We start from the raw sequence: 20988 nt of genomic DNA, 5'->3' as shown, positions 1-20988 counted from the left end.
ATCCGGATCGGGGCCGCCGGGCCTCGAAAGCAGGCGCGAAACCGACGAATCAGACGGCAGCCGAAGCCAGCGCCTCGGTGGACGCGACCGCCTGGCCGACACCGGCGACGATCGCCGCCGCACGCAGTGACTCGAAGATCACCTCACGCGACACACCGGCCTCGCGCAGCGTCTTCTCGTGCGCCTCGAGGCAGTGCGCGCAGCCGTTGATCGAGGACACCGCGAACGACCACAGCTCGAAGTCGGCCTTGTCGACGCCGGGGTTGCCGATGATGTTCATCCGCAGGCCCGCGCGCAGATCGTCGTAGCGACCGTCCAGGAACGCCTTGCCGCGGTAGAACACGTTGTTCATGCCCATGATCGACGCGGCGCCCAGCGCGGCGTCGTAGGCCTCGGCCGAGAGCACGTCGGCAGCCTCTTCGGCGACCTCACGCAGGGTGGTCGCCGAGCGCGTGGCGGCGGCCGAAGCGAGCAGGGTGCCCCACAGCTGCTGCTCGTTGAGCACCGTGGTGCGGGCCAGCGAGGACAGATTGAGCTTGAGGTCCTTGGCGTACTCGGGAAGAGAGTTCTTCAGGTTCTCGATGCTCATGACAGTGGGGCTCCTTCAGGGTGTTTCGGTGGGGAAGTGGTTCAGACGCTGGCGGTGAGCAACTCACCCGCGTTGATGGTCGGGTCGCCCTTCTTCCAGTTGCAGGCGCACAGCTCGTCGGACTGCAGGGCGTCGAGCACGCGCAGCACCTCGTCGACGTTGCGGCCGACCGAACCGGCGGTCACCGAGACGAACTGCACCTCGTTGTTCGGGTCGACGATGAAGGTGGCGCGATCGGCGACGCCGTCGGCGTTGAGAACGCCGGAGGCGGTGGCCAGTTCACGCTTGAGGTCCGACAGGATCGGGAAGGGGAGGGTCTTGAGATCCTCGTGCTGTGCGCGCCACTGGAAGTGCACGAACTCGTTGTCGACCGAGGCGCCGAGCACCTGCGCGTCACGATCGGCGAACTCCTCGTTCAGCTTGCCGAACGCGGCGATCTCGGTCGGGCACACGAAGGTGAAGTCCTTGGGCCAGAAGAACACGATGCGCCACTTGCCGGCGTGGTCGTCGCTGGTGATCTGGGTGAAGTAATCGTCGGGCTGCTGCGCGTCGACCTTGGAGAGGTCGCCTCCGATGACGGCCTTGAGGTTGTATGCCGGGAACTGGTCGCCGATGGTCAGCAGAGCCATGCTTCGTCTCCTCATTCGTGGTGTGGTTGATGTCAGCCTACTGAAAGGTAAAGCCGATTGCTGGTCGTACACTGATAGGTGTGAGTGATCAGACTTATCAGCCAACCCTGTCGCAGCTGCGTGCGTTCGTGGCCGTCGCCGAATACCGGCATTTCGGCACCGCCGCAGCGCGTTTGACTGTGAGTCAACCCACGTTATCGCAGGCACTGGCATCACTGGAAAACGGACTCGGGCTCCAGCTGATCGAGCGCAGCACCCGCCGCGTGCTGGTGACCGCCGCCGGAATGCGACTGCTGCCGCAGGCCATGGCGACCCTGGAAGCCGCCGATCGATTCGTCGCCTCGGCGACCGGCGACACCCTCGGCGGCACACTGCGCGTGGGCATCATTCCGACCGTCGCCCCGTACGTGCTGCCCGGACTGCTGCCCGAGTTGCGCCGCAAACTGCCCGGGGTGCTACCCCAGGTGGTGGAGGACCAGACCGCGCGGCTGCTGGACGGGTTGCGCACCGGTGTGCTCGACGTGGCGGTGCTCGCCCTGCCGACCGAAGCCAACGGCTTGGTCGAGATCCCCCTCTACAGCGAGGAATTCGTGCTGGTCACGCCCCGCGGGCACGAGCTGGCCGGCCGCACCGACCTGGCCGCGCCCGCTCTCGCCGACCTGCCGCTGTTGCTGCTCGACGAGGGCCACTGTCTGCGCGATCAGACTCTGGACCTGTGCCGCTCGGCCGACGTGCAACCCGGGACGGTCGGCGATACCCGTGCTGCCTCGCTGACCACGGTCGTGCAGTGTGTGGCCGGCGGGCTCGGGGTGACGCTCATCCCGGAGATGGCCGTGGCCGCCGAGACCGCGCGCGCGAATCTGGGCACCGCCCGCTTCACGGCCCCCGCTCCCGGTCGCACGATCGGGCTCGCGTATCGCGGGTCTTCCGCGCGGGCCGCGGACTACGAATACCTCGCGGCGGTCATCCGATCCAAGCGCCCTTTCTGATCTGCGTGCTGCTCGGACAATGCTTGTGTGACAGTGGGCTCGTTATCGAGCCAGGCGAATTGTCATAGCTGCGGAATAAATTTCGCAAAATGGACTTTTCTCCGCTCGCCACCGGAGGGCGAGCGGATATTTAGCATCGCAAATCAAATAACTTCTGGACGATCCGGCGATGCATCGGTTTCTTCGACCAGCGCTAGAATCATTGCAGTTAACTATTGGCATTCACGTGTTCGGGAATGCTGCGGCCGGGGATTCGGTCCACAGCCCCCACGACACGGTATAGCGATCGGAGCGGTGCGGCAAGTGTCTGCGCCACCTTTGTGGATCGATTCCGAATCGTGCTGAATTCGGTACCCGATGCATGTACCGCGGGTGATCCGACTCTGGGCGGACGGTCGGGACGGCCCATCGGAGAGGATGTCGAACAGGGGTCGGCCAGGTCGGGGTGCCGATCGCCACGGCGGCGACGTCCTAAACGTCCTTTCTGTGTTCGTGACCATGTTGAAAGGTTCCGGAAATCGGATTCGGCAACTTTGTGGCTATATAATCGACATCTTGAAGTGAGCTGTAAGAGGGGAGGTCGAAATGGGCCGAAAGAGTCGCATCGATGACAGCCAGGACCGGTCGAAGCGGTTGGAAATCGGCTCATTCCGCTATTCCCAAAAAAAGGACTCCGGTAACGGTTCCGGTGCTGGGTCCAACGGCAGCGGACACCCGTCATTCGAAATCTTTCCGCTGACGGCGGCGCAGCGGGGGATCTGGTTTGCCCAGCACCTCACCGAATCGTCACCGATTTCTGTGGCCCAATACGTCGAGGTCGTCGGAGAGGTGGACGCCGAACTGCTTGCCGAGGCCTGCAGAACCGCCAGTCGCGAGTTCGGATCCGGGCATACGCGACTGATCGAGGTCGATGGAGAGCCCTGTCAGTTCGTCGACGAGGACCGTGGAGGTCCGGTATCGGTCGTGGACCTGCGCCATCATGCCGATCCGGTGGCGACCGCGCGCGCGATGATGGCTCAGGACTATTCCGCTCCGCTGGACATGCTGAACGACGACCTCGTGACGAGCATCGTGTTCCGGGTCGGCGAGGACCATGTCCTGTGGTACCAGCGCGCGCACCACATCGCGCTCGACGGATTCGCCGCGGTAACGATGCTGCACAGGATGACCGAGCTGTACAACGCTTGGGTGAAGTCCGAGGAACCGGCATCGTGCGCGGCGCAGGACCTGGAGGTCATCGTCGAGCAGGACCTGGCGTACCGGGGTTCGACACGTTTCGACAACGACCGCAACTACTGGCTGGAGCATCTGGCAGGCGCGCCGCCCGCCGTCAGCCTGGCCGGTCGCGTCGGCAAGCCCACCATCCATCCGGCGCTGGTCAGCACAGAGCTGCCCGACGCCACCGCGCGTCTGCTGACAAGCGTCGCGCTCGAACATGGTCAGAGCGTGGCTCCGACCATCGTCGCGGCGTTCGCCGCCTATCTCGCGCGGATGACCGGAAGCGACGAAGTGATGCTGAGCCTGCCGGTTTCGGGTCGGCACTCCGCCGTGCTGCGCCGTTCCGGGGGGATGGTGGCGAATGTGGTGCCGCTGCGGGTGCGGGTGGCCGGCCGCAACGTCGGTGAACTGATCGCCGCGGTGCAAAGTGAGTTGACGAGTGCACTGCGGCGGCAGCGCTACCGCCAGGAGGACATATTCCACGATATGGGGATCGCGCGCGACGAGGCGGCGTCCTTCGGGCCTGCCGTGAACCTGATGCTGATCGAGAACGAGGTTGTGCTCGGCAACACGACAGGCCGCCTCAACGTCCTCACCTCAGGCCCTACCGCCGACCTTTTCGTCAATATCTACCCGGGTGCGGGCAAAGACAGTACGCATATCGACTTCCAGGGAAATCCGAACGCCTACACCCCGGACGAGCTCGCGGGTCACCACCGGCGGTTCCGCATGTTCCTGCACGAGTTCCTCGCCGGGGGAGCGGAATGTCGAGTCAGCGGATTGTCGCTGCTCGACGTACACGAGCGGTCCACCCTGCCGCGGGTGCGGGGGCCGAGCGGAGTCGAAACACGGCTGCTTCCCGAGATTCTGACCGAGAGCGCGCGCCGGGATCGCAGTGCGTGCGCGATCGTCTCGGCCGGGCAGACGATGACCTACGGCGAGCTGGACGACAGATCCTCCCAGCTGGCCCGGCATCTGATAGCTCTGGGTTGTGGCCCGGATGCGGCGGTGGCGATCATGCTGCGACGCTCGGTCGAATCCGTGGTGGCGACATGGGCGATCGCGAAATGCGGGGCCGCGGTGGTCCAGCTGGCCCCCGAGTACCCGCGCAAGCGGGTAGAACACATGGTCGCCGACAGCGGCGCGACCGTGGCGATCACGATCGACGACTTGCGCGACCGAGTCCCACCGGCGACGCGTTGCGTGGTTCTCGATGATCCCGCGACCCTGGGGGAAGGCGGCGCCGACAGCGGGCCGATTTCCGACGACGACCGTATCCGGCCACTGCGCCCGTCCAATATCGCCTACATCACCTATACCTCGGGATCCACCGGAACGCCGAAAGGCGTTCAGGTCACGCACACCGGCCTCGCGAATCTGATTGCCGACCGCGCCGCCACCTACGGAATAGACGCGACCTCTCGGGTGTCGTATGCGCTCTCGCCCAGTTTCGACGCCTCCATGGAACAGTTTCTGACCTGCTTCGCGAGCGGATCCGCGCTGGTGATCGTGCCGCCCGAGGTGACCGGCGGCGAGCCGCTCACGCGACTGCTGGCCGACGAGCACGTGACCCACCTGACCCTGACACCCACGATGCTGGCAACCGTGGACCCGCATCCGGCGACCGACGTGCGCGTGCTCGTGGTCGGCGGCGACGTCTGTCCACCGCACGTCATCGAGCGGTGGGCGCCGTCGTTGTCCATGTACAACGAATACGGTCCCACCGAGGCCACCGTGACCGCCGCCGGCGGCGTGCTCGGACCCGGTCACGCCCACCTGGTCGGTGGCCCCCTTCGTGGCGTCGCGGCGATGGTGCTGGACCGAACGCTCCAACCGGTGCCGAACGGCACCGCGGGCGAGCTGTATCTCGCCGGGCCGGGATTGGCCCGCGGATACAGCCATCTGTTCGTCGAAACCGCCGCCCGGTTCGTCGCGGACCCGTACGGCGGCGCGGGCGAGCGGATGTACCGCACCGGCGACATCGCGCGCTGGACCGGCGACAACGCCGAGATGGCGCTGGAATTGCTGGGACGCGGCGACTTCCAGGTCAAGATCCGTGGCTACCGGATCGAACCGGGTGAAATCGACACCGCGCTCACCACACACGAGGACGTGGACCTTTCGGTGACGGTGCCGGCGCACAACAACGCGGGCACGACCGTGCTGGCGTCGTATGTGGTCCCGGTCAGCGGCCGTCGGATCGAACCGCTCGAACTCCAGCGCTTCGCCCGTGATTCGCTGCCGCCGCAGATGGTTCCGGCGGTGATCATCGCGTTGGACAGCCTCCCGGTGAACGCCTTCGGCAAGCTCGATCGCAGCGCTCTGCCGAAGCCGGAGTTCGGGACCGCGCCGGTCGGCAGGCCGCCGGCCACCGCCCGGGAGAAGGCGATCGCACGGCTGTTCACCGAGGTGCTCGGCGTGCCTCTGGTCGGGGCGGACGACAGCTTCTTCGCCCTGGGCGGCGACAGCATTCTGTCGATCCAGCTGGTGGCGCGGGCCAAAGCCGATGGCCTGAGTTTCTCCACACAGGATGTGTTCGTGCACAAGACCGTTGCGGGCTTGGCGGCCACGGCGACGAAATCAAGCGATACGCCCGAGTTGGCCGAGTTGCCCGGCGGCGGCGTCGGGCCGCTGCCGTTGTCGCCGATCATGTGCGCGATGCTGGATCGGGGTCATTACGACCGATTCGCGCAGGCCGCGCTCGTGCAGCTGCCCGATGGGGTCGATCGAGCGGGCCTCGTGCGCGCAGTGGGATCCCTGCTGGACCGCCACGACATGCTGCGCGCGGTCTTGCGCGGCGATTCGGTTGATAGCTACGTCGAGGTACTCGAGCCGAACGCGGTCGACCCGGACGCGGCGCTTGTCGATGTTCGCCTCGATCGACGGGACGCCGCCGAGGTCGACCGCCACCTGCAGCAGGCCGCCGATCGATTGGACCCGGGCAAGGGTGTGCTCGTTCAAGCCGTCTGGATGCGGGATCTCCACGGCTCGGGACCCGACCTGATGTGGCTGGTGATTCACCATCTCGCTGTCGACGTGGTGTCGTGGCGCATCCTCCTCGCCGACCTCGCGCGGGCCTGGGCGCAGATCTCCGACGGCGGGGAACCGGATTTCGGCCCGATCACCACCTCGTTCCGGCGGTGGGCGCACGGCCTGGTCGAGCGGGCGCCGGGCAGACGGCCGGCGGAGCTCGACAGGTGGAACGACGTCCTCGCGCGGGGTGATCAGCTTCTCGGATCGCGCCGTCTGGTTCCGGATCGTGACGTCGGCGCCACGGCGGGCCGGGTCCACCAGCGCATTCCGGCAGCGGTCACCGAGGCGGTTCTCACCACCATTCCGGACCGTTTCCACTGCAGTGCCAACGATCCGCTGCTCGCGGCGCTGGTACTGGCACTCGGTGAGTGGCGGCGCAGGCGCGGTACGGAGGCGACCGCGGGCGAGCTGATCTCGCTGGAGGGACACGGCCGCGAGGAGCGGGCCGTGCCCGGCGTCGATCTCAGTGGCACCGTGGGCTGGTTCACCACCCGCTTCCCGGTCCGGATCGACTGGGACGGTGTCGATCTCGATGACGCGCTGGCCGGCGGCCCAGGTGCTGGACTGGCGATCAAACAGGTGAAGGAGCAGTTGCGCGCGGTGCCGGACAACGGCATCGGCTACCAGGTGCTGCGTCATCTCGATCCCCAGGGCCGTGCCGAGCTCGCGGACTTGCCCGAACCTCAGATCAGCTTCAACTACCTCGGGCGGGTCAGTGTCGCTGAACGCTCGATGCCCTGGGCGCCCACCACCGAGTTCACCGCACTGACCGCGACGAGCGATCCGGGGATGGCGCTGCCGGCCGTGCTCGATGTCAACGCGATCGCCGAGGAAGGTCGCGACGGGCTCGAACTCGATGTGACCTGGGAATTCGCCTCGCAGATATTGGGTGCCGAGGAGGTCGACGAGCTCACCGGGCTGTGGGCTCGCGCGCTGGGGGCACTCGCCGACCACGTCCGATCCGACACCGGCTACGGCTTCACGCCCTCCGACTTCCCGCTCACCGCCGTATCGCAGGACGATGTCGACCACTGGCTGGGGAAATACCCGTCGATGATCGATGTGTGGCCGCTCACCGCCTTGCAGTCCGGGCTGCTGTTCCACACCATCTACGACCGCGACGGCGACGACGGCTACATCGTGCAGGTGGCGCTGACCTTCGCCGGGCAGGTGGACGGTGCGCGGATGCGCCGCGCCGCGCAGGTGCTCATCGACCGGCACGACAGCCTGCGGACGGCGTTCGTCGAGAGTGCCGATGGGCCACGGCAGATCGTCCTGCGCGACACCGAAGTCGATTGGGGCGAGTCGAATCTCGCCGGCATCAGCGATGGGGGCAGGCGGGCGCGAGCACTTCGGCGACTCGCGAGGGCGGCCGTGGCTCCGTTCGACCCGGCCCATCCACCGCTGGTGCGTTTCCACCTCGTGCGCACCGGCGTCGATACTTTCCAGTTGCTGGTCACCAACCACCACCTCGTGCTCGACGGCTGGTCGATGCCTCTGCTGATCCACGAGCTGCTCTCCTTGTACACCTCCGATGGCGACACCGCCGAGCTCGCGCCCCCTCGTTCGTACCGGGAGTATCTGCGGTGGCTGCAGGCGCAGGATCGCGACGCCGCAATCGCCGCGTGGCGGGAGACACTCGCCGGAATCGACAGTCCGACACGGGTCACGGGCAGGCCGGATCGGTCCGTCGCCGCGCACGTCGGTGAGGTCGACCTGAACCTGGACGCGGCGACCACCGCAGCGCTTCTCGATCTGGGCCGCTCACACGGCGTCACCGCCAACACGGCCCTGCAGGTGGCATGGGCACTGCTGGTGGCCGCGCTGACCGGACGGTCGGACGTGGTCTTCGGCAATACGATCGCGCACCGCCCGCCGCAGATTCCGGATGTCGAGCGCATGGTCGGGCTTCTCGTCAACACGCTGCCCGTCCGAGTCCGCCTCGAACCCGGCGAAACCGTCGGCGACCTGCTCGTCCGCGTGCAATCCGAGCAAGCAGCCATGCTGGATCATCAGTACATCGGCTTGGCGGAGCTGCAACGGGCCACCGGCATCACCGACATGTTCGACACCGCGACGGTGCTCGAGTCCTATCCGCTCGACCGGGAACTGCTGGCGCGCAATCTCTCCGACGCCGGCTTGCGGTTCGTCGAGATCGACGCACACGATGCCACGCCGTATCCACTGAGTTTGCAAGTGTCCCCGCCGCGGTCGAGTCGCGACCGGCGATCGGATGCCGCCGACGAGCCGAGCACCTACACGGTGACGCTGAAATTCGCCACCGACCGATTCGATTCGGCCGAGGTCCGTACGCTGCTCGAACGCTTCGAGCTTCTTCTCACGCAGATCGTCAGGAATCCCGCCCGCAACGTCGCCGCGATCTCCTCCTGCTGGGATTCCGAACGCGCGGAACTGCTTTCGGTCGGCAGCGAGGAGCCGCCCGCCGCGGAGCTCGTGCTGCGCGACATCCTGTGGGGGACCGCTCGCAGGTATCCGGATGTCGTGGCCCTGCGGTGCGGCGACACCACGTGGACCTATCGTGAGCTGGAGCGCCGCGCCGACGAGTTCGCACATCTGCTGGCCCGCCATGGTGCTCGCGCCGAGTCGATCGTCGCGTTGGCCGTTCCCCGTTCGGCTGAACTGGTGGTCGCCATCTGGGCGGTGGCGAAGACAGGCGCCGCCTTCCTGCCCTTGGATCCCGGCAATCCCGCCGCGCGGATCGCGGAGTTGTTGTCCGACTCCCGGACCGGTCTCGGCGTGACGACCAACGATGTCGCACCGAGCCTTCCGGACACCGTCGACTGGTTGACGCTGGACGCTGCGGCTACGGATGCTGACGAAAATCTTCCCCGTCTGTCCGAAGTCTCGGCCGGGGCCGATCGGCTGTCGGCCGACAACGCGGCATACGTGATCTATACGTCCGGATCGACCGGCAAACCGAAGGCGGTCCACCTCAGCCATCGCGGCCTGGCCGACCTCGTCGCGGCGCAGGTCGACGCCTTCGGTGTCGGTCCGGGTTCGGTGGTGCTGCAGGTCGCGTCGCCGGGCTTCGACGCCTGCTTGTCGGAGTTGCTGTTGGCGCACGGGAGTGGCGCCGGTCTCGTGGTGTCGCCGCCGGAGGTGTACGCCGGGACCGACCTCGAGGAATTGCTTCGGTCGCAGCAGGTGTCGCACGCGATCATCACCCCGTCGGTGCTGAAAACCATGGATCCGTCCCGGACACCGTCGTTGACATCGCTCGCGGTCGTCGGCGAAGCGACCGAGCCGGACACCGTGAACCGGTGGGGGCACGGCCGACGGCTGATGAATCATTACGGACCGACCGAGTGCACGATCTGGGCGACGGGGTCGGACGCTCTGGTACCCGGCGAACTGGTGACGATCGGCGGCCCGATCCGGGGCGCGTCGGCGATGGTTCTCGACCGGTGGCTGCGACCGGTGCCGGTCGGTGTCGTGGGCGAACTCTATATCGGTGGGCCCGGACTCGCCCGCGGGTACGTCGGTCGACCGGGTGTGACCGCGTCGCGCTTCGTCGCGGATCCGCGATCGGTTCACGGCGAACGGATCTACCGCACTGGTGATTCCGTGCGCTGGGTGCGCGGTCGCGCCGGATTGGCACTGGAATATCTGGGTCGAGGCGATCAGCAGGTCAAGATCCACGGCCTGCGGATCGAGCCGGGGGAAATCGATGCGCACCTGGCTCTGCACCCGGAGGTGGCGAGCGTCGCGACCGTCGTGGTGAAGGGGCCTGCCGACGAACCGGTGCTGGTGTCCTATTTCGTCTCCGCCTCGGGCGCCGTGGTCGACGTAGTGGCACTCGGCGACGATCTGTCGCGCACGCTACCGCGCTATATGAACCCCGCGGCGATCGTGCAGCTCGAAGAGATGCCGCGCACACCGACCGGAAAACTCGATCGGAAAGCATTGCGGCAGAGGTCCTTCGATGCCCACGCCGCGGACGGCAGAATGCCGTCGACGCATACCGAACAGGTCATGGCGAAACTCTTCGCCGACGTGCTCCATCTCGACACCGTGTCCGCCGACAGCAATTTCTTCGCGCTCGGCGGGGACAGCATCGTCTCGATGCGACTGGTGGCGCTGGCGCGATCCGCCGGGCTCACGCTCACGCCGCGAGATGTCTTCGAAGGCAAGACAGTTGCCGCCCTCGCCGCGATGGCCGACGGCGATGCGGCCCCGCCGGTGGAACGCGCCTCGGATTCTCCGCTCGTCGCCCTCACCCAACCCGACATCGATCGGCTCGAGCAGCAATACCACGGCCTGTCCGACGTCTGGCCGTTGTCGCCCATGCAGTCCGGTGTGCATTTCCACTCGACGTTCGACCCGGATGCCGGGGACAACTACACCGTCCAGACGATGATCGGATTTTCCGGCGAGGTCGACGGTGAGCGCTTGCGCCGTGCCGCTCAGGCCGTGGTCGACCGGCACGACATCCTGCGGGCCGCGTTCGTGGAGACCGCGGGCGGGCCCCGTCAGATCGTGCTCGACCATGCCGAGATCGGATTCCGGGAGATCGATCTCGCCGGTGACCGCGACGCGGAATCCCCGGCCGACCCGGCAACGATCGCCGCGGCGGACGCGGCGGCGGGATTCGACCTGTCGGCTCCTCCGCTCCTGCGCTTGACGCTGATCCGTCTCGACGCGGGGTCCTTCCGGCTGCTCGTCACGAATCACCATGTGATCCTGGACGGCTGGTCGATGCCGCTGCTGATGCGAGAACTGCTCGACTACTACGGGTCTCCCACCCATATCGACTCCGCCGGACCCGCACCCTCCTACCGCGACTATCTGTCCTGGCTGGGGCGGCAGGACGCCGCCGCATCCAAGGCGGCATGGGCACAGGCCTTTTCGGATGTCGACGCACCCACCCGGGTGTCGCGCGACGTGCTCGCGACGGGTTCGGTATCCGCCGCCGAAATCGAGGCCGAGCTGACGGCAGATCGTTTCGGAGGTCTCCGTCGAGTGGCAGCCGAGTCGGCCGTCACCATCAATACGGCGGTCGCCGCGGCCTGGGCCCTGAATCTGCGCGTCCTGACCGGTGAGACCGATGTGATCTTCGGATCCGCGGTGTCGGGACGGCCACCGGAGTTACCGCGGGTCGAGCAGACGCTCGGCATGTTCCTGACCACGATTCCCGTGCGAGTCCCGCTCGAACCCACCATGACGGTGCGCGAGTTGCTGACCGGCATTCAGGAGCGGCACGCTCGCATGCTGGATCATCACCACATCGGCCTGCCCGAGATCCACCGCAGCGTCGGTCTGCCCGAACTCTTCGACACCGCCGTCACCTTCCAATCGTTCCCCGTCGACCGGACGGCACTACAGCAACTCATCGAGTCGGCGGGCCTGCGGGTGGACGAACTCAGCGGTGTCGACGCGACGCCGTACCCGCTGAGCCTGGTCGTGGCGCCGAAACAGTCCGCGCACGGCGAAGCACAGGCACTGCGGATCACCCTGCGATTCCACGACCGCGCGTTCGACACCGCGGCGGCGCGCCGGATCCTCGACCGCTTCGTCGAGTTGCTCGGCCGAATCGCCGTCGACGCCGACCTACGGCTGGGTGAGCTGCCGCTCGACCAGGAACCGGGGCCGTCGTGGCCGGTTTCGGGTGCGGAACCGGAAATCCCGGACACGCTGGACCGGATCCTCGCCGCGTGCGCTACCGCCGAACCCGACGCCATCGCCGTGCGATGCGGTGCGACCGCCATGACGTACCAGCAGCTCGACGAGCGATCCGCACGTCTGGCCCGGGTCCTGCTGCGGCACGGAGTCCAGCGGGGACAGGTCGTCGCCTCGGTGCTTCCGCGATCCCTGGCGGCGACGGTGACCCTGTGGGCTGTGGCGAAGACCGGTGCCGCAGTCCTGCCGATAGACCCGACCCTGCCGCCGGAGCGGATCGACTTTCTGCTGTCGGATTCGAAAGCCGTGCTCGGGCTGACCGACTCCTCCGCCGGGGCACACCTTCCCGATGGCGTCGACTGGCTGATCCTCGACCAGGAGCAGATGCTCGACGCCGCGGATTCGGTTGCCGCGGTGCCGATCACCGACGCCGAACGCGGCGGTCCGATCCGGCGGGATCAGACCGTGTACGTGAGCTACACCTCCGGGTCGACCGGTATGCCCAAGGGCGTGCTCGTCAGCCATCGCGGCCTGGCCGATATCGTCGCGGCGCAGCGGCGGATTCTCGGCGTCGACCCGAGTTCGGTGGTGCTGCAGGTAGCCTCGCCCAGCTTCGACGCCTCGGTGTTCGAGTTGTTGATGGCGCACGGCTCGGGCGGCCGACTGGTCGTCTCGCCTCCCGATGTCTACGCCGGACCCGAGCTGGCGGATCTGATCGGGCGCGAACATATCTCGCACGTGGTGATCACTCCCTCTGCGCTGGCCACAGTCTCGTGCGACGGTCTCGACGGGCTGCGCGTGCTGGCGACAGCCGGTGAGCCGGTCGGGCCGGAACTGGTCGATCGGTGGGCGCCGCACCGCACCATGGTCAATCTCTACGGGCCGAGCGAAAGCACGATCTGGGCTACCGCCAGCGACGCACTGGCCCCCGATGCCGCGATCACGATCGGCAGGCCGGTCGGCCCCGTCGCGGTCGTCGTGCTCGATACCTGGTTGCGGCCCGTGCCACACGGTGTCGAGGGCGAGCTGTATCTGTTCGGTCCCGGCTTGGCCGACGGGTACGCCGCCAGGACGGGGTTGACCGCGTCGCGGTTCGTCGCGTGCCCGTTCGCGGAGCCGGGTCAGCGCATGTACCGCACCGGTGACGTGGTGCGCCGTGGCGTCGACGGCGAGATGGAATTCGTGGGGCGCAACGATTTTCAGGTGAAGGTGCACGGCACCAGGATCGAGCTGGGGGAGATCGACGCGGTGCTCGATGCGCGGGCGGACGTGGCGTACGCGGTCACGGTGCCGCGCCGCGACGGCGCGCGAGCGGCGGTGCTGGCGTCCTATGTCGTGCCCGCGCCGGGGACGCAGGTATCGGGCGAGCAGTTGCGTGCGGCACTGGCCGAGGTGCTGCCCCGGTACATGGTGCCGTCCACGGTGATGGTGCTGGACGAGGTGCCGCTGACCGTCAACGGGAAGCTGGATCGCGAGCGGCTGCCCGAGCCGGTGTCCGTCACGCGAGAATTCCGGGCGCCGTCGCCGGGGTTGGAAGAGTTGGTCGCGCGGACATTCGAGCAGGTGCTCGACGTGGACCGGGTGGGAGTCGACGACGACTTCTTCGCGCTGGGCGGCGATTCCCTGAGCGCCTCGATGGTGGTGGCGCGCCTCGGCGCTGCCCTGGATACGCGAGTGCCGGTGCGGTCGGTTTTCGAGGCGCCGACCGTCGGCGGATTGGCCGGTCTCGCCGCGGCGCTCAGCGGTGGGGGCCGGTTGCCGCTGCTGCCGGGCGCCCACCCCGACTCCGTGCCGCTGTCGCTGGCCCAGCAGCGGATGTGGTTCCTGAACCGGTTCGAGCCGGATTCGGCGGTGCACAGCATTCCGGTGATGCTGCGGCTGTCCGGACGGCTGGACACCGAAGCGCTGGCTGCCGCGCTCGCCGATGTGGTCGCGCGCCACGAAGTATTGCGGACGATATATCCAGAAGTCGCCGGTGAGCCGCGCCAGGTCGTTCTCGACGAGACCGCGGTGCCGGTGCGGGCGGTGCGAGTGCCCGCGGATTCCGTCCAGGAGGTGGTGGGCGAGTTCGTGCGGCGTGGATTCGATGTGACCGTCCGGGTGCCGATGCGCGTGGGCTTGTTCGAGCTGGGCGCCGAGCACGACAGTGACACAGGAGAATTCCTGCTGGTGCTCGTGGTCCATCACATCGCGGGCGATGGTCAGTCGATGGGGCCACTGGCGCGTGACGTGATGGTGGCCTATGCCGCGCGACTGGCCGGGCAGGCACCGCTGTGGGAGCCGCTCGCTGTGCAGTACGCGGATTTCGCGTGGTGGCAACGGCAGATGCTGGGGGCCGCGGACGATCCGGCGTCGTTGATGTCGGAGCAGTTGGAGTTCTGGCGCTCGACGCTCGCGGGTGCACCGGACCGGCTGGAACTTCCGGCGGACCGCCCACGCCCGGCCGTCGCATCGCTGTCGGGAGGCCGGGTACCGGTGGAGATCGGTGCGAGCCTGCACGAGCGGCTGGTCGCGCTGGCACGGACGAGAGGGTCGTCGCTGTTCATGGTGATGCACGCGGCGCTGGCAGCGGTGTTGGGGCGGCTCAGCAGCAGCGATGACGTCGTGATCGGCACCCCGGTCGCGGGACGGGGCGAGCCTGGTCTCGACGATCTGGTGGGCATGTTCGTGAACACGCTGGCCTTGCGGACCCGCGTGGATACGGGCGAGCCGTTCGCCGAGTTGCTGATGCGCACCCGGCAGACGGACCTGCTGGCGTTCGAGCACGCGGACGTGCCGTTCGAACGGGTCGTGGAGGAATTGAACCCGGAGCGATCGGCGGCACGACATCCGTTGTTCCAGGTGGCCTTGGCATTCCAGAACGTGTCGACGATCGAAGTGGTGCTGCCCGACGTCCGGGTGGCCCGGGCAGAGGTGGATACCGAGGCGATCCAGTTCGATCTGCAGCTGGTGCTGTCCGATTCATCCGCGCAGGGTATGTCGGGAATGTTGACCTATGCTCGGGATCTGTTCGACGAGGTGACCGCAGCGGCGATCGTCCGGCGGCTGGTGCGGGTACTGGAAGCCGTCGCCGACGATCCGGCCGTAGTAGTCGGCGATATCGACTGGCTGGAAGCCGACGAGCGCTCGTCGCTCACCTCGCGGGTCGGGGCGCACACCGTGGCGGCGCTGGAACCGTCCGGATTGCTGCCGGAGGTGTTCACCTCGGCCGTCCGGGACAACGGCGACGGTATCGCCGTCGTCGCGGGGGATGACACGCTGTCGTATACGCAGCTGGACGAACGATCGAGCCGGCTGGCGAGGGTGCTGATCCGCCGTGGCGCCGGACCGGAGAATCCGGTGCTGGTGGCAGCAGCGCGGTCGACGGAGTCGGTCGTCGCGTGGTGGGCGGTGGTGCGGTCGGGTGCGGCGTACGTGCCGGTCGACCCGAGCTACCCCGACAGCCGGATCGAGCAGATGGTGTCGGATTCCGGTGCGACGCTGGGGGTTACGGTGTCGTCGGTGCGTGCCCAGCTGCCCGATTCGGTGGACTGGATCGTGCTCGACGACCCGGCCGTCGCCGCGCGGATCGACGCGGCGGCGAGCGGCCCGATCGGCGACGACGAGCGGACGCGGCCGCTGCGGGCCTCGGATGTCGCCTACGTGGTCTTCACCTCCGGATCCACCGGAGTGCCGAAGGGCGTCGCCGTCACACATTCCGGCATCGCCGGCTTCGTCGCGGGGCGGCGCGCCGACCGAGAGCTGCGGCACACGTCCAGGGTGTTGCATTTCGCGTCGCCGTCGTTCGACGCCGCGGTGATGGAGATCCTGATCGCGGCCAGTCGAGCCGGTGCGCTGATCGTGGCGCCGACGGGGATCTACGGCGGCGACGAGCTGGCCGAGTTCTTGCGCGTGCAGCGGGTCACCCACGCCTTCATCACCCCGGCCGCGCTCGCGTCGGTGGATCCGGCCGGGCTCGACGACTTGCGGATGGTGTTGTCCGGTGGTGAGGAGGTCCCGGCGGATCTGGTGAGCCGGTGGGCGGGCACCGACGTCGCGGGCGCCCGGGAGTTCCAGGTGCTGTACGGGCCGACCGAGGCCACGATGCTCGCCACGGCGACGCGCGCACTGCAACCGGATGATCGGCCGACGATCGGCGTCCCGCTGCCGGGGATCCAGGCACTGGTCCTGGATGACCGGCTGCGGCCGGTGCCGGTGGGGGTGGCCGGAGAGTTGTATCTCGCGGGTCCGGCGCTGGCGCGCGGGTACCTGAACAGGGCGGCTCTCGACGCGGTGCGGTTCGTGGCGCTTGCGTTCGGGGAACCGGGACGCCGCATGTACCGGACCGGTGATGTGGTGCGCTGGAAGACCGACGGCGATCTGGAGTTCTTGGGGCGCAACGATTTCCAGGTGAAGATCCGTGGTTACCGGGTAGAGCTGGGCGAGATCGACGCGGTGCTGAACGCCCAGGCGGAGGTGGCCTACGCGGTCACGGTGCCGTGGCGTGCGGGCACCGGTCCGGCACAGTTGGTGTCCTACGCGGTCCCCGAAACCGGCGCGAGCATCTCGGGCGAACAGTTGCGCGCGGCATTGGTCGAGGCGCTGCCGTCGTACCTGGTGCCCGCCGCAGTGATGATCCTCGACGCGATCCCCTTGTCGCCGAACGGAAAGCTCGACCGCGCGGCCCTGCCCGCACCCGTCGTCCAGGCCAAGCGGTTCCGGGCACCGGTGTCACCGGCGGAGGAAATAGTGGCGGGCGTCTTCGCCGACGTCCTCGGCAACGACGGTCCCGTCGGCGCCGACGACGACTTCTTCGACCTCGGCGGCAACAGCCTGGTGGCCACCCGGGTAGCCGCGCGGATCGGTGCTGCGCTCGACGTGACCATCCCGGTGTCGATGATCTTCGAAGCGCCGACGGTCGAGAGGTTGGCCGCGCGCGCCGAATCGCACGCCGATACCGGTCGGGTAGCGCTGACCGCGCAGCCACGGCCGCGGCGAATTCCCCTGTCGTACGCACAGCAGCGGATGTGGTTCCTGAACCGGCTCGAGCCCGGCTCGGCCGCCTACAGCATTCCGATGGTGCTGCGGCTGTCCGGACAGCTGGATCTCGACGCGTTGCGCGCGGCGATCGAGGATGTCCTGGATCGGCACGAAGTACTGCGGACCGTATACCCGTATGCCGACGGCGAGCCGTCGCAGGTGGTCCTTTCCGCCGCTGACGCGTATCCGCCGCTGACCGTGACCTCGGTCGCGGAACCCGAACTGGCCGAGTCGTTGTCGGCGTTCGTCTCGACGGTGTTCGATGTGACGGTCGAGGCGCCGGTGCGGGTGCGGTTGTTCGAGCTCGGGCGGGACGAGTGGGTCTTGGCCGTGGTGGTGCATCACATCGCCTGCGACGGGTCCTCGCTCGGCCCGCTGGCACGGGACATGATGACGGCGTACACAGCTCACCTGCTCGGGGAGTCGCCGAGCCGGCCGCCGTTGCCGGTGCAGTACGCCGACTACGCGATCTGGCAGCGGACGGTATTGGGGTCCGAAGACGATCCCCAGTCGCTGCTCCGTGCCCAGATCGACTACTGGACCCTCGAGTTGGCCGAGCTCCCGGTATTGCTGGGGCTGCCGACCGACCGACCGCGTCCGCCCGTGCAGACCCATGCGGGCGCGAGCGTGCCGATCAGTGTCGGTGCCGATCTGCACGCGGGATTGCAGCAGGTCGCGCGAGAACACAACACGACGCTGTTCATGGTCTTCCATGCCGCGCTGGCGGCCACGCTGGCCCGGCTGGCCGATACGGACGATATCGCGATCGGCACTCCGTTCGCCGGACGCGGCGAGCCCGAACTCGACGATCTGGTCGGGATGTTCGTCAACACCCTGGTGCTGCGGACCCGGTTGACGCCGGGGATGACGTTCACCCAGCTACTCGAACACCAGCGGGGGACCGATCTGGCCGCGTTCGGACACGCCGATGTTCCGTTCGAGCGGCTGGTGCAAGAGCTGAACCCGGTGCGGTCGCACGCCCACCATCCACTGTTCCAGGTGATGCTGGCATTCCAGAACGTCGGCGGGGCCCAGTTCGAACTTCCGGGGCTCTCGGCGTCCGCCGTGACGGCCGACACCGACATCGCGCTGTTCGATCTGCTGATCACGATGTCGGATTCCTATGACTCCGCCGGTGACCCGGCCGGCATCAGCGGTGGGGTGATCTACGCGAGCGACCTCTTCGACGCCACGACAGCGACAGCGATCGTCGATCGCCTGCTGCGATTGCTCGGCGAACTGGTGACCGATGCGACACAGCCGGTGCGCGAAGTGGATCTGCTCGGCGACGATGAGCGCGAAACCATCCTTACGCAGTGGAATTCGACCGATTACAGCCTCCAGCCGGAGGAGACGCTCCCCTCCCTCTTCGCTCACTCCGTGCTGGCGCGAGCGGATCGGCCCGCGGTGACAGCCGGAGAGCAGACATTGACCTATGCGGAATTCGCGTCCCGCGTCAATCGGTTGGCGCGGTGGTTGATCTCCCGCGGAGTGGGGCCGGAGTCGTTGGTGGCGCTGCGGATGCGGCGTTCACTGGACCAGGTCGTCACCATCTACGCGGTGCACGCCGCCGGGGGCGGATACCTGCCGGTCGATCCGGACCTGCCGGCAGACCGCATCGACTACATGCTGTCCATCGCCGCACCGGCGCTGGAGCTGTCGTCCCTCGATGGGCTGGAGCTGTCGGGATTCGACGACGGGCCGGTCACCGACGCCGATCGGCTCGCGCCGCTGCGATCGCACAATGTCGCGTACGTGATCTTCACCTCGGGGTCGACCGGGCGACCGAAAGGCGTCGCGGTATCGCACTGTTCAGTGGTCAACCAGGTGCGGTGGGTCAACGAGACCTACGCGCTGACGCCGAAAGACGTCGCGCTGCTGAAGTCCCCGGCTACGTTCGACATGTCGGTGTGGGAGTTGTTCGCGCCGCTGGCGGTGGGCGCGCGGCTGGTGATCGCGCGAGCCTACGGGCATACCGACCCGGCCTATCTCGCCGAAACCATTGCCGCCCAGCGGGTCACGGTCACCGCGCTGGTGCCGTCGATGGTGGCGGTACTGGCGGACATGGCGCCTGCGCAGTCGCTCGAGTCGGTGCGGACGCTGCTGGTGGGCGGCGAGGCATTCGACCCCGAGACGGTGGCCGCGGCACGGCGAATGGTGCCCGGGGTCGAGTTGCACAATCTGTACGGGCCGACCGAATGCACCGTGTGCTCGACCGCGCATCGGGTGAGCGAAGCCGAGAGCGCGACCATGCCGATCGGCTCACCGGTATGGAACACGCGGGCATACGTCCTCGACAACCGGTTACATCCGGTACCGCCCGGCGTCGCCGGGGAGCTGTACCTGGCGGGCACCCAGCTCGCGCGCGGCTACCAGTCACGCCCGGGCCTCACCGCGGAACGGTTCGTGCCCGATCCGTACGGTGACGGCAGGCGCCTGTACCGCACCGGCGACTTGGTGCGCTGGCGCCGGACCGGCGAATTGGATTACCTGGGCCGCACCGATTTCCAGGTGAAGCTGCGCGGCCTGCGCATCGAACTCGGTGAAATCGAGGCAGTACTCTCCGAGCACCCCAGCGTCGCGCGGGCGATCGCGGTGGTGCGCCCCATCGGTACGATGGAGCACCTGGTCGGCTACCTCGTGCCTGTCGCGGGCGCGACGGTCGATACCGCGGCGGTGGCCGCGCACGCGGCGACGAAACTGCCCGACTACATGGTGCCCGCCACGATGATGGTGCTCGACTCGGTGGCCTTCCACTCGTCGGGCAAGCTGGACCGTCTGCGGCTACCGGAGCCGGTGCTCTCGGTAGCGGAGTTCAGGGAGCCCTCGTCGTGGCTGGAAGGCGAGGTCGCACGGGCCTTCGGAACGGTGCTCGGCGTGGATCGGGTGGGCGCCGACGACGACTTCTACGCATTGGGCGGTAACTCGCTGAAGTCGGTGCAAGTGGTGAGCGAGTTGCGCAAGGAACTCGACTACGAGGTGCCGATCAGCTGGATGCTGTCCGATCCCTGCCCGGCCGACCTGGCCAAGCGGATCGAATCCAGAATCCGCTCCGGTTCGACCGTCGACGGGACCGATGCCGGCTTCGACACGCTGTTGCCGATCCGGACCGATGGTGACCGAGCGCCACTGTTCTGTATCCACCCGGCCGTCGGCCTGTCGTGGTGCTACCGCACACTCGACCGCTACCTCTCCGACGGCCGACCGATCTACGGCATCCAGGCGCCACAGATCGGCGGTGAGATCCCCGGTCCCACATCGATCGAAGAAATGGCAGCACGCTACTTCGACGAGATTCGCGCGGTTCAGCCACACGGCCCCTATCACCTCCTCGGCTGGTCACTGGGTGGTGCGATCGCCCATGCCATTGCCGTCGAGATGCGCGCCGCCGGTGAACAGGTCGCGCTGCTGGCACTGTTGGACGCCGAAGTCGGCGGTGTCGACGAATCGACGCTGCGCGCCGTGACGGCCGGCGAGCTGATCAGCAATCTCGGCCCGGTCATGGGCGTCGATTTCATCGACCCCGATGCGACAGCCGAGGAGGCTGCCGACCTGATCGAACGACATCTGGGAAGCAGCCTCGGCATCGACGCCGCACGGATCCAGCGCCTGACCGATGCCTACAACCTGGCGGTCCGGGCAGCCGGTGCGTGGCGTCCGGCGGTCTTGGACAGCGACATGCTCTATTTCACCGCGACACGCGACCGGCGATCCGACGTCGCGGGTCACGAGGGATGGGCGCGGGTGGTCCGCGGGCAGGTGTCGAGCTTCGACATCGACGCAGCCCACCTCGAGATGACCCAACCAGGTGCGATCGCCGAGATCGCCCGGATTCTCAACGCGCGACTGGATCAATGACCGTGTGAGGTCCGCC

At 67.7% G+C, this 20988-nt stretch carries 4 protein-coding genes; 2 read left to right on the top strand and 2 right to left on the bottom strand.

Features of this window, described 5'->3' with window-relative positions; genetic code table 11:
* Positions 1-49: 49 nt before the first annotated feature.
* Positions 50-589 carry a carboxymuconolactone decarboxylase family protein gene (locus tag ACWGCN_RS10320; RefSeq protein WP_378626640.1) on the bottom strand — a complete coding sequence of 180 codons (540 nt, stop codon included), beginning with the start codon at positions 587-589 and terminating at the stop codon, positions 50-52.
* A 41-nt stretch (positions 590-630) separates the two neighbouring features.
* A complete protein-coding gene (locus ACWGCN_RS10315; protein WP_378988580.1) occupies positions 631-1218 on the bottom strand; it encodes a peroxiredoxin in 588 nt (195 codons plus the stop codon).
* Positions 1219-1298: 80 nt separating this feature from the next.
* Here ACWGCN_RS10315 and ACWGCN_RS10310 point away from each other — a divergent pair, with 80 nt between their 5' ends.
* Both ACWGCN_RS10310 and ACWGCN_RS10305 read left to right on the top strand, forming a co-directional pair.
* Entirely contained in the window at positions 1299-2207 is a 909-nt protein-coding gene (locus tag ACWGCN_RS10310; protein WP_378988582.1) for a hydrogen peroxide-inducible genes activator, read from the top strand.
* 633 nt (positions 2208-2840) lie between these two features.
* Positions 2841-20972, top strand: a complete 18132-nt coding sequence (locus ACWGCN_RS10305; RefSeq protein ID WP_452458535.1) for an amino acid adenylation domain-containing protein — start codon at positions 2841-2843, stop codon at positions 20970-20972.
* Positions 20973-20988: the final 16 nt, after the last annotated feature.

It is taken from the genome of Nocardia sp. NPDC055050 (assembly GCF_053608345.1).
The sequence above is the reverse complement of the archived record's forward strand: the minus strand, read 5'-3'. Positions and strand labels throughout refer to the sequence as shown.